The organism is Streptomyces cupreus (genome assembly GCF_014257025.1).
In the GTDB taxonomy this organism is placed as follows: domain Bacteria; phylum Actinomycetota; class Actinomycetes; order Streptomycetales; family Streptomycetaceae; genus Streptomyces; species Streptomyces cupreus.
The window spans coordinates 189,784-206,125 of sequence record NZ_JACMSF010000009.1; the positions used below are offsets into that span (position 1 = coordinate 189,784).

The 16,342-nt window shown below is 71.1% G+C and carries 11 protein-coding genes and 1 pseudogene; 5 read left to right on the forward strand and 7 right to left on the reverse strand.

The features are described from left to right. Positions 1 to 35: 35 nt before the first annotated feature. Together H4N64_RS11715 and H4N64_RS11720 are read right to left on the reverse strand one after the other, a co-directional pair. The gene (locus H4N64_RS11715; protein ID WP_186282158.1) at positions 36 to 1,625 is read right to left on the reverse strand and encodes an AMP-binding protein; all 1,590 of its coding nucleotides are present in this window, start codon (positions 1,623 to 1,625) and stop codon (positions 36 to 38) included. Further along, positions 1,622 to 3,292 carry an AMP-binding protein gene (locus H4N64_RS11720; RefSeq protein ID WP_186282159.1) on the reverse strand — a complete coding sequence of 557 codons (1,671 nt, stop codon included), beginning with the start codon at positions 3,290 to 3,292 and terminating at the stop codon, positions 1,622 to 1,624. The genes H4N64_RS11715 and H4N64_RS11720 overlap by 4 nt, the downstream gene beginning before the upstream one ends. Before the next feature lie 114 nt (positions 3,293 to 3,406). Here H4N64_RS11720 and H4N64_RS11725 point away from each other — a divergent pair, with 114 nt between their 5' ends. The 3 genes from H4N64_RS11725 (at position 3,407) to H4N64_RS11735 (ending at position 8,578) form a co-directional block, all read left to right on the forward strand. Next, a complete protein-coding gene (locus H4N64_RS11725) occupies positions 3,407 to 4,237 on the forward strand; it encodes a helix-turn-helix transcriptional regulator (RefSeq protein WP_186282160.1) in 831 nt (276 codons plus the stop codon). A 161-nt stretch (positions 4,238 to 4,398) separates the two neighbouring features. Beyond that, positions 4,399 to 7,563 (forward strand): AAA family ATPase, encoded by a 3,165-nt coding sequence (locus tag H4N64_RS11730; RefSeq protein WP_186282161.1) that lies wholly within the window; start codon positions 4,399 to 4,401, stop codon positions 7,561 to 7,563. 220 nt (positions 7,564 to 7,783) lie between these two features. Then, positions 7,784 to 8,578, forward strand: coding sequence for a S1 family peptidase (locus tag H4N64_RS11735; RefSeq protein WP_186282162.1), 795 nt, complete (start codon positions 7,784 to 7,786; stop codon positions 8,576 to 8,578). Between the two features lie 102 nt (positions 8,579 to 8,680). On the opposite strand, the gene H4N64_RS11740 is transcribed toward H4N64_RS11735, so the two are convergent. Next, positions 8,681 to 9,787, reverse strand: a complete 1,107-nt coding sequence (locus H4N64_RS11740; protein WP_186282163.1) for a winged helix DNA-binding domain-containing protein — start codon at positions 9,785 to 9,787, stop codon at positions 8,681 to 8,683. A gap of 136 nt (positions 9,788 to 9,923) precedes the next feature. Between H4N64_RS11740 and H4N64_RS11745 the strand changes: the two genes are divergently transcribed. Then, complete coding sequence (locus tag H4N64_RS11745) at positions 9,924 to 11,054, forward strand: magnesium and cobalt transport protein CorA (RefSeq protein WP_186282190.1); 1,131 nt, start codon at positions 9,924 to 9,926, stop codon at positions 11,052 to 11,054. A 116-nt stretch (positions 11,055 to 11,170) separates the two neighbouring features. Here the strand turns inward: H4N64_RS11745 and H4N64_RS11750 are convergent, their stop codons facing one another. The 3 genes from H4N64_RS11750 to H4N64_RS11755 form a co-directional block, all read right to left on the reverse strand. After that, complete coding sequence (locus H4N64_RS11750; RefSeq protein ID WP_336246688.1) at positions 11,171 to 13,516, reverse strand: lamin tail domain-containing protein; 2,346 nt, start codon at positions 13,514 to 13,516, stop codon at positions 11,171 to 11,173. A gap of 243 nt (positions 13,517 to 13,759) precedes the next feature. Further along, positions 13,760 to 13,891 (reverse strand): hypothetical protein, encoded by a 132-nt coding sequence (locus tag H4N64_RS44965; RefSeq protein WP_260859660.1) that lies wholly within the window; start codon positions 13,889 to 13,891, stop codon positions 13,760 to 13,762. A 353-nt stretch (positions 13,892 to 14,244) separates the two neighbouring features. Beyond that, complete coding sequence (locus tag H4N64_RS11755) at positions 14,245 to 15,231, reverse strand: hypothetical protein (protein WP_186282165.1); 987 nt, start codon at positions 15,229 to 15,231, stop codon at positions 14,245 to 14,247. A gap of 364 nt (positions 15,232 to 15,595) precedes the next feature. Here H4N64_RS11755 and H4N64_RS11760 point away from each other — a divergent pair, with 364 nt between their 5' ends. Beyond that, positions 15,596 to 15,895 carry a hypothetical protein gene (locus H4N64_RS11760; RefSeq protein ID WP_186282166.1) on the forward strand — a complete coding sequence of 100 codons (300 nt, stop codon included), beginning with the start codon at positions 15,596 to 15,598 and terminating at the stop codon, positions 15,893 to 15,895. A gap of 156 nt (positions 15,896 to 16,051) precedes the next feature. On the opposite strand, the pseudogene H4N64_RS11765 reads toward H4N64_RS11760, so the two are convergent. Continuing rightward, positions 16,052 to 16,342: pseudogene (locus H4N64_RS11765) on the reverse strand (phosphate ABC transporter ATP-binding protein); the annotation flags it as partial.

Below are 16,342 nucleotides of genomic sequence, written 5' to 3' on the forward strand. Positions count from 1 at the left end.
AGACGCCCCGCTCTGATCGAATGTTTCGGCGGCGGTCAGCCCGAGTAGCGCTCCCTGAGCTCGATCTTGCGTACCTTTCCGGACACCGTCATCGGGAAGGAGTCGAGGACCCGTACCCCGGCCGGGATCTTGTAGTGCGCCAACCGCCCCTCGCAGAAGGCCCGTACGCCCTCCAGCGTCGGCGGGTCGGCCGGGTCGCGCGCGATGACACAGGCCAGGACCTCCTCGCCGTACCGCTCGTGCGGGACGCCGATGACCTGGACGTCGGCGATCTTCGGGTGGGCGTAGAGGAACTCCTCGATCTCGCGCGGGTAGATGTTCTCGCCGCCCCGGATGATCATGTCCTTGATGCGGCCGACGATCTCGACGTACCCGTCCTCGCGCATCATCGCGAGATCGCCGGTGTGCATCCAGCGGGCGGGGTCGATGGATTCGGCCGTCTTCTCGGGTTCGTTCCAGTAGCCGAGCATCACGCTGTAGCCGCGGGTGCACAACTCTCCGGCGGTGCCGCGAGGTTGGGTGACGCCGGTCGCCGGGTCGACGATCTTCACCTCGATGTGCGGCAGGGCGCGGCCGACGGTTCCGGTGCGGTGTTCCAGGTCGTCGTCCATCCGGGTCTGGAGCGAGACCGGGGAGGTCTCGGTCATGCCGTAGCAGATGGACACCTGCTCCATGTGCATCTCGGCGACGACCCGCTTCATCACCTCCACCGGGCAGGGCGAGCCCGCCATGATGCCGGTGCGCAGGGAGGAGAGGTCGTACGACGCGAAATCGGGATGGTTCAACTCCGCGATGAACATGGTCGGGACGCCGTACAGCGAGGTGCACCGCTCCCGCTGGACCGCCTCCAGCGTGGCGCTCGGCTCGAAGGAGGGGCCGGGGATGACGATGCAGGCGCCGTGCGCGGTGGCCGCCAGATTGCCCATGACCATGCCGAAGCAGTGGTAGAAGGGCACCGGCAGACAGACCCGGTCCTGCTCGGTGTAGGCGATCAACTCCCCAACGAAATAGCCGTTGTTGAGGATGTTGTGGTGGGAGAGCGTGGCGCCCTTGGGGAAGCCGGTCGTGCCCGAGGTGTACTGGATGTTGACCGGATCGTCGCAGGACAGGTCGTCCGGCAGGTCACGCGGGGTGGCGCGGGCGAGCAGCGCGTCCCAGCTCGGGTCGCCGAAGTACACGGCCTCGCGCAGATCGGGGCAGTCGGCCCGCACCTCGTCGACCATCGCCCGGTAGTCGCTGGTCTTGTGGCCGAGCGAGGCGAACAGCAGCGAGACCCCCGCCTGCCTGAGCACGTACTCGACCTCGTGCACGCGGTACGCCGGGTTGATGTTCACCATGATCGCGCCGATGCGGGCGGTGGCGTACTGGACGAGCACCCACTCGGGGCAGTTGACCGCCCAGATCCCGACCCGGTCACCCTTGACGACCCCGCTCGCGAGCAGCGCGTACGCCAACTCGTCGATATCGGCCATGAGTCGGGCGTACGTCCAGCGCCGCCCCGACAGGACGTCGACCAGCGCCTCCCGCTCCGGCCAGGTCCCGGCCGTGCGCGCGAGGTTGTCCCCGATCGTGTCGCCGAGGAGGGCGGTCGCGCCGGTTCCGTGCGTGTACGACGCTGCGGTCACCGGAAGTCCTCCTCGCGGTACTCGTTGTCCGAGCCGGCCGCCGTGGCCTCGCGCAGTTCGATCCGGCGGATCTTGCCGGAGACGGTCTTGGGCAGGGGCGCGAACTCCAGCCGGCGGACGCGCTTGTAGGGGGCGAGGACCTCACGGGAGTGCTCGAAGAGGACCTTCGCGGTGTCGGGTCCGGGCTCCCAGCCGTCGGCGAGGACGACATAGGCCTTGGGTACGGCGAGCCGCAGCTCGTCGGGGGCGGGCACCACGGCGGCCTCGGCGACCGCCTCGTGCTCCAGCAGGGCGCTCTCCAGCTCGAAGGGACTGATCTTGTAGTCAGAAGCCTTGAACACGTCGTCACTGCGGCCGATGTACGTCAGATACCCGTCCTCGTCCCGCGACGCGACGTCTCCCGTGCGGTAGTAGCCGCCCGCCATCGCCTCCGCCGTACGGTCGGCGTCGCCGTGGTAGCCGGTCATCAGGCCGACCGGGCGGGCCGACAGGTCGAGCGCGATCTCGCCCTCGGCCGCGCCGGGCGCGCCGGTGACGGGGTCGAGCAGTTCGACCCGGTAGCCGGGGCTTGGGCGCCCCATGGAGCCCGTCTTCAGTGGCTGGCCGGGGCTGTTGGAGACCTGGACGGCGGTCTCGGTCTGGCCGAAGCCGTCCCGGATGGTGACGCCCCAGGCCCGCCTGACCTGCTCGATGACCTCGGGGTTCAGCGGCTCCCCCGCCGCCACGGCCTCGCGCGGAGGGGTGCGCAGGGCGGTCAGGTCGGCCTGGATGAGCATCCGCCACACGGTCGGCGGGGCACAGAAGGTCGTCACGCCCGCCCGGTCCATCTCCGCCATCAGGCGGGCCGCGTCGAAGCGCGTGTAGTTGTGCAGGAAGACGGTCGCCTCGGCGTTCCACGGCGCGAACAGATTGGACCAGGCGTGCTTGGCCCAGCCGGGCGAGGAGATGTTGAGGTGCACATCGCCGGGCCTCAGGCCGATCCAGTACATGGTGGCGAGGTGGCCGACCGGGTACGAGACGTGGGTGTGCTCGACGAGCTTGGGCCGGGCGGTGGTCCCGGAGGTGAAGTAGAGCATCAGCGGGTCGTCGGCGCGGGTGGGACCGTCGGGGGTGAAATCGGCGGAGGCCGCGTGGGCGTCCTCGTACGTCTGCCAGCCCTCGCGTGCGCCGCCGACGACGACGCGGGTGTAGGTGCCGGGGACCTCGGTGAACTTGTCGGTGTCCTCGGACCGCACGATCACATGCCGGACCCGCCCGCGCTCCACCCGGTCGCGCAGATCGGCGGGGCCGAGCAGCGGGGTGGCCGGGATGACGACCGCGCGCAGTTTCATGGCGCCCAGCGCGGTCTCCCACAGCTCGGTCTGGTTGCCGAGCATGACCAGGACCCGGTCCTCGGGCCCGACGCCCCGCGCGCGCAGCCAGTTGGCGACCCGGTTCGAACGGGCGGACATCTCGGCGAACGACACCCGCGCCTCGGTGCCGTCCTCCTCGACGATGTGCAGGGCGGTGCGGTCATTGCCGTCCGCGATGACGTCGAACCAGTCGAGCGCCCAGTTGAACCGCTCGGCCCGGGGCCACTCGAACCCCTCGTAGGCCCGCGCGTAGTCCTCGCGATGCTCCAGCAGGAAGTCCCGTGCCCCGCGGAAGAGTTCTGCGGCCGTCGTCATGTGTCCTCCTTGTTCCCGGACCATTGCCGGGCGGCTCCCTGCCATCGTGTAATCCGTGATGCGGGTCTCACTACCCCCGAACGGGGGTGTACGCCGCAGAGGAAGGGCGGGCAGTTGGCAGCAGATATCACCGGAACAGCGGAGATCCGGAGCGCCCTGGTCCGGCTGCGGCGCTCGACCGGGCTCCCGGTCGCGTTCGGCGGTCTGGTGGAGTCCGCACGCCCGCAGATGCTCATCAGCGAGCTCAACGGCACCGCCACGCACTCGCTGAGCCGGCTCGCCGTGACCTCCGGCACCGGCCTCGGCGGCCGCGCGGTCGCGCTGGCCCGCCCCTGCGCGGTGACGGACTACTCCTCCTCCCGGCAGATCAGCCACGAGTACGACACCGCCGTCGCCGCCGAGGGCCTGCGCTCGGTCCTCGCGGTCCCGGTCGTGGTACGACGCCGGGTGCGCGGAGTCCTCTACGGCGCCCTGCGCACCCCCCAGCCGCTCGGCGACCGCACGCTGACCGCGGCCGTGAACGCGGCGCGGGACGTGGAACAGGCACTGGTCGTCCAGGAGTCGGCGCGCGAGCTGCTGGACGCGGCGCGGCCGGAGCCGGAGCGGCGCGGTGACGGGGCCGCGTGGGAGCAGGTGCGCGAGGCGCACGCCGCGCTGCGGGCACTGGCCCCGCGGATCGCGGATCCTGGGTTGCGTTCGGAGCTGCTGGAGGTGTGTGGGCTGCTGACGTCCGAGGGGCCGACGGAGGGGGTTTTTCTCACGCCCCGCGAGCTGGATGTGCTGGCGTGTGTGGCCGCGGGCGCCACCAACGCGGTCGCCGCCGAGCGTCTTGGCCTGCGGCCGGAGACGGTGAAGGGGTATCTGCGCTCGGCGATGCGCAGGCTCGGCGCGCACACCCGGGGGCAGGCCGTGGTCGAGGCGCGCCGGGCGGGGCTGCTTCCGTAGCGGGCCCGGGGGCCGTCCTGGCAGTCGCGCTCCCATTCATTCATCCGCGCCATGAATTTCCCTATGCTCCCGGGCTGTTATTTCCCTCACCCGGCGGGCCCTCCGAAATTCAAAGACCCATTGCCTAATATTGGCCAGGACACGACACACGGAGGGGAGCGGTGACCGTGCCACGGGACTTCACGGAGCCTGCCAGATCCCGCCCCGACCTGGTCATCGGCCGGGACGAGCCGTTCACGGCCGCGCGTGAGCAGCTCGCCCGGGGCGGCAGCGTCCTGCTCCACGGGCCCGCCGGAATAGGAAAGTCGACCGTCCTGCGGGCATTGGCCTCGGAATACGGCGCAGCGGCACGGACCGTGTTGCGCTGCTCGGCGACCGAGTCCGAATCCCATCTCCCCTTCCTCGCCCTCGCCGACCTCCTCGGCCTGGTCCTCGACGATGTCTGCGACAAGCTGCCCGCCGCCCAGCGCACCGCCCTGGAGTCGGCGCTCACCGGCCGCGGCGAGTCCACCCTCCAGCGTGACGGACTCGCCCTGCGCCTGGCCGTCCTGTCCACCCTGCGCGCGCTCGCCGCCGAGGGCCCCGTGCTGATCGTCGCCGACGACCTCCAGTGGCTGGACCCGGCCAGCGCCGAACTCCTCGGCTTCGCCGCCCGCCGCCTCGGCGACACCCCCGTGCGGATGGTCTGCGCCGCCCGGACCCAGGACGAGGAGTACGACCGGCATCTACGCGCGTCCCCGCCGGACACCCTCGCCCTCAGGCTCGGCCCCCTCTCCCGCACCCAGGTGGCCGCCCTGCTCGACCACCGCGGCTACACCGGCCTGTCCCGCTCCACGGTCCGCGACATCCACCGCACCAGCGGCGGCAACCCGCTCTTCGCCCTGGAGCTCGGCCGTGCGCTCGCCGAGAACCCCACCCCGCCCCGGCCGGGCGAGCCGCTGCCGGTGCCGACCTCGCTGCGCGCCCTGGTGCTCAACCGCCTGGAGATGCTCTCGCCCGACGCCCGCCACACCCTCCTCGTGGCCAGCGCCGGCGCCCGCCCCACCCTGGCCACCCTGCACGCGGCTGGCCGGACCGACGCCGAGGCGGAGACCGCCCGGGCAGCCGAACTCGGGCTGCTCGCCACGGAGTCGGAGGGCCCCGCCGTACGCTTCGCGCATCCGCTGATCTCGGCGGCGCTGTACGCGGAGGCGCCCGCGCAGGAGCGGCGGGCCGCGCATGCCGCGCTGTCCACGGCCGCCTCGGACCCCATCGAGCGGGCCCGGCATCTGGCGCTGGCGACCACCGGCACGGATCCGGAGGTGGCCGCCTCGCTGGCGGAGGCCGCGGCGCTGGCCCGGGACCGCGGGGCGCCCTCGGTGGCCGCCTCGCTCGGCCGTCTTGCCGCCCGGCACACCCCCGCGGAGGGCGGAACGAGGCGGGTGCGGCAACCCGGCGACGACGCCGCCGGGGGCGCGGCCTCGGGGGAGGCGCGATCCCGGGCCCACGAGACCGGAGCGCCCTGGGGCGAAGCGGGTGCCATGGCCTACGACACCGGCGCGCCCTGGGGCGAAGCAGGTGCCATGGCCTACGACACCGGCACGCCCTCGGGGGAACCGCAGACCCAGGCCCACAACCCCGGTACGCCCTCGCGGGAACCACAGACCCACGCCCACAACACCGGAGCGCCCTCGCGGGAACCACAGACCCACGCCCACAACACCGGAGCGCCCTCGGGCGAAGCGCGTGGCGAGGTCCACGACACCGCCCCGGCCGAGCGGATACCCCCCAGCCGCCAGGACCTGCTGCTCCAGGCCGCCGAGGACGCCATCACCGCCGGGGAGCTGGACCTCGCCCGGGACATCGCGCGCGAGGTGCTGTCCCGTTCGACGGTGCCGGCGGAGCGGGTGCGGGCCTGGATCGTAGTGATCGAGACCGCCGGCCATGCCATGACCGAGGTCGACGCCGTGTTCCCGCAGGCGCTGGCCGACGCGGGCGACGAACCGAGGCTGCTCGCCCTGATCCACTACCAGCTGGCCTGGCGAGCGCTGCTGGTGGACGGCGACTTCGACCCGGCCAGGGAGGAGGCCGCCTACTCCGCGGAGCTGGCCGCGCGGGGCGGCGACCGGTACACCGAACTGATGGCGCTCGCGTTCCGGGCGCAGATCGAGACCCTGATGGGCCACCCGGACGCGCCCGCGACGATCAAACGCGCGCTGCGTGAACCCCAGGACCCGCGGGTGGCGTGCCATCACAACGGCGCCGGGTACGCCCGGTTCCGCTGGCTGGTGATGAGCGACCAGTTGCCCGAGGCCCGCGCCACCGTCACCGCGCTGCTGCGCGAGGTGCGGCGGCGCGGCTCGGTCGAGAGCGAGGTGCACTTCCTGCGCGGACTCGCCGAGACCGAGCTGCGCACCGGGCACTGCGCCCGCGCCCTCGACCTCGCCCGGGAGAGTCTGCGGCTGGCCCGGGACACCGGGATCGGCGAGGTGGCCTCGGCCGTGCTGACCTCGCTCGCGGAGGCCGCGGGCGGCGAGGTGGACCGGGCGCTGGCGCTGGCCCGGGAGGCGCTCGACCACGCCGAGCAGGACGGCGACCAGATGTATGTCTCCCGCGCCCTGGCCGCCCTCGGCCATGCCCAACTGGTGGCCGGGGACGCGCCGGCGGCGGTCGCCTCGCTGCGCCGGGTGCGCGAGCTGGAGCAGGGCCTCGGCATCACCGACCCGGCGCGCGGACGCTGGCACGGCGATCTCGCCGAGGCACTGGTCCGCATCGGCGAGACCGAGGAGGCGCAGGACGTCATCGACACGGCACGTGCCCGCGCCCTGCGTCTTGGCCGAGAGAGCGTGCTCGCGGTGCTGGACCGCGCCGAGGCCCTGGTGCGCGCGGCGCGTGGCGAACGCGAGGCCGCCGCCGACCGGTTGACGTCGGTGCAGGACCGGCTCGCCAAGCTCGGCTACGGCCTGGAGGAGGCGAGGGCCGCCTTCGCGGTGGCCGCGCTGCGCACGCGCAGGCCGGGTCCGACGTCGTACGACGAGGCCGCTCGGCTGTTCCGGCGCTGCCGGGCGCTGCCGTGGCTGCGTCAGGTGGAGGCGGCCGCAACGGCGCCCGCCGCCGAACCGGCGCCCGCTCCGGCCGCAGCCCTCGACGCGCTGGACTCCCTCGCCTCGATGGAGCGTCAGGTCGCGGCGCTGGTCATGGAGGGCGCGACGAACCGCGAGATAGCGGCGCGGCTGTTCATCAGCGTCAAGACCGTCGAGGCGACCCTGACCCGGGTCTATCGCAAGCTGGGGATCCGATCGCGCGTCGACATCGTCAGACTGGCGGCGGGCCGTTCCGGCAACTGAGACCCCGCGCGATTCACCGGCAGCGGGGGTTTGACGGGGGCCGACCGAGGGTTTTCCCTCCCCAACTCCCTTAGGGGGTTCCCTCATTGGGAAGGGGATCCGCGGGTTCTAGCGTAGGGGCGTGCCGCTCGCCCGGGCACACGGGGGTCTGTCCCGAGACCCCCGTGCTTCACCCCCCACACCCGCGCGACCCCCCACCGGCAACCCAATGAGGAGACTCATGTTCGGGCTCACCCGTGCCAAGAAGACCGCCACCGCGCTCGCGGCCACCGCCGCAGCGGCGGCCACCGCGCTGATCGGCGTCTCCCCCACCGCCGTCGCCGCTCCCCAGCCCATCGTGGGCGGCTCGACGACCACCACCACGTCGTACCCGTTCATGATGCAGATCACGGACTCCTCGCAGAACCAGTTCTGCGGCGGCACCCTCGTCTCGGCCACCAAGGTCGTCACCGCGGCCCACTGCATGGTCGGCGAGACCACCAGCAGCGTCAGAGTCGTCGGCGGCCGCACCTACCGCAACGGCACCAACGGCACGGTCAGCCGGGTCAGCAAGATCTGGATCCACCCGAGCTACACGGACGCCACCAACGGCGACGACGTGGCGGTGCTGACGCTGTCGACGTCGATGCCGTACACCACGGCGCCCTACGTCTCCTCCTCGCAGACGGGCGTGTACGCGGCCGGCACCACCGCGCGCATCCTCGGCTGGGGCACCACCTCCGCGGGCGGCAGCTCCTCCAACCAGCTGCGCACGGCGACCGTGCCGATCGTGTCCAACTCCAGCTGTGCGAGCTCCTACGGTTCGGACTTCATCGCGTCCGACATGGTCTGCGCCGGATACACCTCCGGCGGCGTTGACACCTGCCAGGGCGACAGCGGCGGTCCCCTGCTCGTCGGGGGCGTCCTGGCAGGGATCACTTCCTGGGGCGAGGGCTGTGCGGCGGCCGGTTACCCGGGCGTCTACACCCGGCTGACCACCTTCTCCAGCCTGGTGACCGCGCAGGTCAACTCGTGACCCGGAAGAACTCCTGAGTATCCCTCAGGTGCAGTACCAGGGGGCGTTGCGGGCCTCCACGAGCGGCCCGCAACGCCCCCGATCCATGTCCGGCGACAGGGCCTACGGCAGCACGGTCCCGAAGCGGATGTCGTACGACGACTCCGGGTGCATGACGTTCAGCATGTACGCCCCCTCCTCGAGGACCTCGGCGCGCTGGGCCTTGGTGAGGTCGCCGAAGGGTTCGATGACGAGGGCGTCGGCGATGATGCGCCAGACGCCCGCGAGGAAGCCGTCGACGAGGAGCGGGCAGTAGACGGTGTTCGCCTGCCAGGTGCGGCCCCGGTTCGCGGGCGGGATCACCCGGGTGCGGTCCGCGTGGGAGAGCAGGACGTTGTCGAACTCGGGCAGGAAGCGGGGCGGCGCCGGGGTCTCGGGGTCGGGGCGCGGGGCGTCGGGGAGGTCGAAGAGTTCGACGCCGTTCTCGTCGCGGAAGGTGAGCAGCCGCGGGCGGAGCCGTTCGAAGGCGGGGCGCATCCGGGTCAGGCCGCACCAGGTCTGCATGTCCTTCACGGAGGCCGGGCCGAAGGCGGCGAGGTAGCGCAGGACGGTGGCGTCGGCGGACGCGGCGGGCTCTTGGGGGCGGCCCAGCCAGTGCTCGACGGTGGTCAGGGAGACCTGGGCGCTCTTTCCCCACAGCCCACGCGGGGTGACCTGGACCAGCGGCAGCTTGCAGCGGGCGGCGATGGCCAGGGACTGCGGGTCGGCGTCCGGCCACTCGGCGCTCAGCGCCTCGCGCAGGTGCTTCATGGTGCGCGGCGCCTCCTCGACGAGGCCGCGGGCGAGGGTGGCGAGCCGGTCCAGGTCGACGCCGACGAGCCCGTCGCGGAAGTAGTTGATCTCGCGGTCCCGGGCGGGCTGCACCAGGGGCCGCAAGGTGAGGCTGTCGTCGGCGGTGTGCAGGTGGATGGTCGAGCGCATGGTGACGATCCGCACGGTCTCGCGCCGCTCCAGCAGCCCGGCAAGCTCCTCGGTCGTGAAGTTGTCGAGGCGGGCGGCGAGCGCGTAGTACGGCGGCTTGACCTCCTGGGCCTGGAGTCCGACCAGATGCTCCACGGCCGCCTTCGCGGACATCGGGGCGCGGCGCAGCAGCAGTTGCCGGTCGAGGGTCGCGCGGTTGAGGGCGCGGGTGCCGAGAACGGGGCCCTGGGTGGTCGTCGTCTTCGTCATGCTCCGCACGGTAGTAGGGCTTGCGGACAGATACGGACCGCAATTCCGGATCGCCATGTGGTGCGCCCCGTATCCATGTGGTGTGCCCCGTATACCCTGCGACGAGATCACTGGCGTCGGCCGAGAGGCAGCCACGATGTCGAAGAACAACCGGAAGTCCGTCTGGCGCCGCGCCCTGACGCCACCCGACGACCCACCACGGCCGACGCCGGAGCAGGCCGAGCCGCCCGCCCCCGAGACGGAACCCGCGAGCATCGTCCAGGCCGCCCTGTACCGGGACGGAGTGCGCGTCTCCTCCCCCACCACCCTCGCCGAGACCTTCCGCGAGCTGCGCAAGGAGCCCTCCGGCATGGCCTGGATCGGCCTCGCCCGCCCGACGGAGTCCGAACTCCTCTCCCTGGCCGCCGAGTTCGATCTGCACCCGCTGTCCGTCGAGGACGCGATGGAGGCCCATCAGCGCCCGAAGCTGGAGCGCTACGGCGAGACGCTCTTCGTAGTCCTGCGCGCGGCCCGCTATCTGGACGCACCCGAGAAGGTCGACTTCGGCGAGCTGCATGTCTTCGTCGGCCCGGACTTCGTGATCACGGTCCGGCATGGCGCGGCCCCCGATCTGTCGGCGGTCCGGCGCCGTATGGAGGAGACGCCCGAGCTGCTGAAGCTGGGCCCGGAGGCGGTGCTCTACGCGATCCTGGACGCGGTGGTCGACGGCTACGTCCCGGTCGTCGCGGGCGTCCAGAACGACGTCGACGAGATCGAGACGGAGGTCTTCCGCGGCGACCCGACGGTCTCCCGCCGTATCTACGAACTCTCCCGGGAAATGGTCGAGTTCCAGCGCGCCACCCGTCCCCTGGTCGGCATGCTGCACGGCCTGATGGCGGGCTTCGCGAAGTACGGCACGGACGAGGAGCTCCAGCGCTATCTCCGGGACGTCGCCGACCACGTCACCCACACCAGCGAGCGCGTCGACGGCTTCCGCCAGGCGCTCACCGACATCCTCACGGTGAACGCGACCCTGGTCACCCAGCAACAGAACGCGGAGATGCGGGCGTTGGCGGAGGCGGGATTCGAACAGAACGAGGAGATCAAGAAGATCTCCTCCTGGGCCGCCATTTTGTTCGCTCCGACGCTGGTCGGGACGGTCTACGGCATGAACTTCGAGCACATGCCGGAGTTGCACTGGGTGTTCGGCTACCCCCATGCAATTGCCCTGATGGCGGTTGTTTGTACGAATCTGTACGTCATCTTCAAGCGGCGCGACTGGCTCTGAGCAATCACTGGCCGTGGGCGCTGGGGAGAATCTGACGGGACCGCGGCACACGCGCGTCGGGGACGCCTCCGCAGTTGGAACGGAGGCGTCCCCGAGGGCTGTGTGCGAGGGCGAGGTCAGGGCAGCGGGATGCGTACGACCTGCGGGTCGTGGTCGCTCAGCTGGGTGGCGAACTCGGAGTTGACGTGGACCACGTCGTAGCCGTACGCCCTGGCGGCGAGAGCGGACGACAGCAGGATGTGGTCGAGCACCTGCGAGTTGCCCTCGTAGACGTAGGTGTACCGCTCCGCGGTGGGAAGTGTGCGGGGCAGGTCCACCAGGGCGTTGTTCGCGGTGAGGATGTCGGCGGTCCGGGAGAACTCGAAGTCGTTCAGGTCGCCCAGCACGATCACGGAGGCGCCCGCGTCGACGGCCAGGATCTGGTCGACGAAGTTCTTCACCACGGTGGCCTGGTTGTGCCGCTGCGTCTCCGAGGAGCGGGTGGGCGGCTGGGAGTGCCCGAACAGGGGCTGGTCGCCGCCCTTGGAGTTGAAGTGGTTGGCGATGACGAAGACTCTGTTGCCCTTCCAGGTGAACTCGCCGGCCAGCGGTTTGCGGCTGGAGGAGAACGCCGAGTTGGTGGGGTCGATGCGGCCGGGCGAGTACTTCAGCGAGGGCACGCCGCCGGTGTTGACGACCGCGTTCCCCTTGGTGGCCGTGCCGCCGGAACGGTCGGTGAAGGCCAGCCCACGGTCGGTCCGGTACATGAACACCTGCCGGATGTTGCCGCCGGGCTCGCCGCCGTCGGCGTTGTTCTGCGGGCTGATCTGCCGGTAGCTGTAGCTCGGTCCGCCAGCCGCGGTGATCGCGCTGATCAGCTTGCCCATCGTCTGGTCGCAGGCCACCGTGCCGTTGTCCGTGGCACCGCTGTTGTCCTGGACCTCCTCCAGGGCGAGAAGGTCGGGCGACTTGAGGTTGGCCACGATCTGCCCGGCCAGTCCGTCGAACTTGGACTGCGGGTCGGACGGGTCGAGGTTCTCGACGTTGAAGGTGGCGGCGGACAGCTCACCCGCGGTGGGCGTCTGGGTGGTCTCGGGCGTGATGCTGCCGCTGGTCACCATGGGGGTGCTGGTTGCGAGCAGCCTGAAGGTGCCGAAGGAGTAGTCCAGCACGCCGGTGGTGGCGCCGGACAGGGTGTCGCCGACCTTCGCGGTCGGGGTGGTCGCGAGTACGTCGTCCACAAGCACCCGCTCGGGGTTGGCGTCGCCGGACTGCAGCACGATTCCACCGCGATTGGTGCGGGTGGTGCTGCCCTGCGGGACGACCGGAATCTCGCCGTAGCTGCTGCGCGGGCCGACCACGGCGGCGTTGTCGATCTCGACGCGCATTCCCTCCATCGACTCCCAGAAGTCGATGCCGTCGCTCGCCGGGTCGGAGACGCCGCTGTTCTCCACATCACCGGTGGCGTCGTCCTCGATCACCGCTGACGGCGGGACACGTCCACCGGAGCCGACCACCGTGGGCGCGGGCAGCGTCGCACCGCTCGCCACGACAGAGACCGTCGGCGCGGTGATCTCGGTGGTGGTCAGGTTGTCGGTGCCGCTCGTGCCACCGGGGCGGAATTCGCTGACGGTCCCGCCGACGGTCACCGAGTCGGCGACCTGAACCGTCGGGGCGGTGCTGCTGTAGACGAAGATGCCCTCACTGGTGGCGGGGTCGGTGTCGGGCTGCGGATCCTGCATCCAGAAGCCGGTGGCCGACTTGGCGGTCACCACGCCGGCCACACCGCTGACCGGTCGGCCATTCAGCGGGGAGATGTGGGCGCTGCCCTGGATGTCGCGGATGCGGGTGGCACCACCGCCGCCACCGCCACCGCCACTGCTGGAGCTGGAGTTGCGTGGTGTGGGTGCGGTGACGGTGAAGTCCGCGGAGTTGTCGTCGGTGTCGGTCGCGCCGCCGCCGGCGCGCAGGGCGGCGGTGGTGTTGGACAGAGTGCCGGTGGGCGCGCTCTCGTAGGAGCCGGCGCTGCTGCCGTAGCCCACGAAGTCCCGCACCCCGGCCTGGGTCGCGCAGCCGGTGGCGCAGGTCAGCGCGGTGGTACTGGTGACCAGGGCCACTTTCGCGGAGGTTGCGCTCATCGCGATGCTGCCGGTGGCGTCCGGGGTGGGAAGCGACGTGCCGCTGCCCGCACCGGCGGCCTCTTGGACCAGGTAGTAGTGGCCCGGCGCAATGCTGCCCGACAGCGCGGTCGTCGACCAGCTGGAACCGGACGCCGACGCGTACTGCACGGTCCAGCCGGTCACGGACACGGTGCTGGTGCCGCGGTTGTACAACTCGATGAAGTCATGGGTGTAGGGGGCTCCCGAGTTGCCTCCGCCGCCGTAGACCTGGCTGATCACGATGTCCGGCGAGGCCGCGTAGGCGGCGCCGCCGGACGGTGCCAGCAAGCCGCCGACGACGGCCGCGGTACCCGCAACCGCCACGCACCGGCGCACTGTTCTTCTTCGCCCTGGCTCCATTGGATTCCTCCCGACTGCAGGCGAAACCGACGCCGGGAACTTTGACAGCGGAAGCCGCACCTACGCGCGTCAATCCGTCAACGTCCGGTGAACAAAAGGACAGCGGATGGTGCGTGACGTCGAGGTCGGTGAAGTAGACAAGCCGGAGCCGGGTTACTCCGAGATCCGCATCAAGGTGCAGGTGGCCACGCTCAAGAAGGCCAGCGCTCAGGCCGCCGCCGCTGCTGGGCGCAGGCCGGGGGCGTACGTCTTCCAGAGCTGGATGAGCAGACGCATGACGATCGCCTCGATCACGGCGACCGCCACCTTGGTGAGGATGGGAGCGAGCAGGTGCGACACAGTGGGCCGCCTTTCTTGTGCAGTTCCGTACTCCTCATTTGTGCGGCCTCAAGGCCTCATACGGCCGGAACGCGGATTACCACAGGGTGAACTGTCAGTGATATCGGGGTGCGGCTGCGCGGGGACGCCTGCTGTGAGCGGCGATGCGGTTCAGCGCGGCCGGCAGGATGACGGATCCGGCTGCCGCTGTCAGGCCGATCGTCCAGCCCGCGGGGCCGAGGGGTCGGCTGCCGAAGAAGTGGCTCACACCAGGCGGGCGCGCGCCCACGCGTGGGGCCGGGGAACGGCGAGTGCCACCACCACACCCGTAACGGCACCGACCATTTCCAGGCGAACGCACTGGCGGCTCAGCTTCAGGGCCTGCGGGACGGCGGTGAGCAGCAGATGTGCCACGTCGGGCGGACCGGCGACGTCGGCGTCCCAGAGCACGCGGCCGGCGCCGGTGCCGCCGGCCGGAGCACAAGGCCTCCCCGGGCGGAGGCGGCCTGCCCCACCGCGCAGGCAAGGGACTCGCGGCCGAGCCGGGGGCTTCTCGGTGTCCCCGCGATCATCGTGGCCAGCGCGCGGTCATGGCTGCGTGTGACGGCCGCAATGAAACCGTAGCCCGCCAGCGTCGCGGGAACGGCTGCGTCGGCGTACCGCTCCGCCGGCCCCGGCGGCAGCGGAACCGGCCGCTCGAAGGCCGGTGCGGCATCGTGGCGGTACGCCCCCTCCCGCTCGCCCAGCCGGAGCGCCCAGTCCTGCCATGCCTCGCGCCTGGCCTTGGCCTCCGCGTACCGAATGCCGGCAAGGAAGGTGGTCACTAGGGGACCGAGCGGCCTGAATGTCAGCGTTGTGGTGAGCAGGTTCGCCGTCGCCCAGCCGGTCTCGGCGGCGGCCGCACCAAGTCGCCGGGCGGCGGCACCGCCCAGCCGCGGCGTGGCCTCCGTGAGCTGGATCAGCGCCGGCACGACCGGCGGCAGACCGGCGATCCTGGCGGCTCGGCCCACCACCGCGACACCGACCGCGGCAAGACCCACTCCCAGCTGCACCGCCGCACCGAGTTGCGCCTCGGGCCCGCCGGGAAAACCCACAGCACGTGGGGCCCGCTCCACACCGGCGTCGGCCTCACCCCGGCCCTCCCAGCGGGCCGCCTCCTCAGCGGCGGCCTCGGCCTCCTCGACGAGGCGGACGACATGCTCCAGATCGGTTCCGGCGGGCTCGAAGCCTGCGTACACGCAGCCGAGGGTTGCGTTCACCTCGGCGCGGACCACCCCTGGCACGTCGAGCAGCCGAGTCTCCAGATCGCGTGCGGCCTGGGTGGTGCCCGGCAGTCCCATATGACCGACCTCGATCTGCATTCCGCCTGGGACTTGCCAGGTCCGACGCGTATGCGGCGTCAGGAGACGTCCGAGCTCCGACAACACCAGGGGCACTGCGCTCACCGCCCCTGCGGCAGTGCGCACGGTCCCGGAGAGGAGTGCCCCGATCACACGACCTCCGCCATCGGCTTGCGGTGGTGCACGGCGGTGCCGCCCTGGAAAAACCGGGCAGGAGCCCCTTACTTGAGTATGCTCGCGCCTCTACGGCACTGTCCTGTCGGCCACACGAGTCAGGCGATTCTCACGGTGCGGCTGCTGCCGTCATACCGCTTGCAGCCTCTCCGCGCCAGAATGGGGAAGAGAAGCATTTCATCCCGTTCGAGTGAAAAAAGGGGGGTTTGAGATGCCAACCGCCCAACGAAGCAAGAAGGCAGAGGAGAAGCAACAGGCGAAGGACGGGCAGGTTCTGCACATGCATACCGCCCATCCCGCGATGCCCGTTCCGTACCTCACCCCCGGGGACCTGAAGGCCAACGCCCAGGCGATGGCATCACTGGTGCCGACCAAGGATGTGCTCTTCTACGGCGGCCTGGGCGCGCTCACCATCGCCGGTGCGCTCGAGTGGCCCGTCGCGCTCGCCATCGGAGGAGCCACCGCGGTCCTGCGCGGCAGGGCGGGGGGAGAAGCGAAGGCACAGCGGTAGACCACCCAGGAAAGGCATGACAGAGATCCCGAAGCGGCAGACGCCTCACAGCCGAAGCGGCCGGGGACACGGTCCCCGGTGCGCAATGGCACATGCTTCATGAGAGTGCGCCCACGCCGAAGGTGACGGCGACGACGGATACGTCGAACCCGGGCATCAGCCGATTCGGCCCGTGATGTAGTCCTCGGTCCGCTGATCGGCGGGGTTGGAGAAGATCCGTGCCGTCTCGTCGTACTCGACCAGACGGCCGTGCCGTTCCCCCTCGCCGCCGACGTCCGTCGTGAAGAACGCGGTGCGGTGCGAGACGCGGGCGGCCTGCTGCATGTTGTGCGTGACGACGACGATCGTGAACTCCTGCGCCAGGTGCTCCATGAGGTCCTCGATCTTCGCCGTAGCGATCGGGTCCAGGGCCGAGCAGGGCTCGTCCATGAGGATCACTTCCGGCTT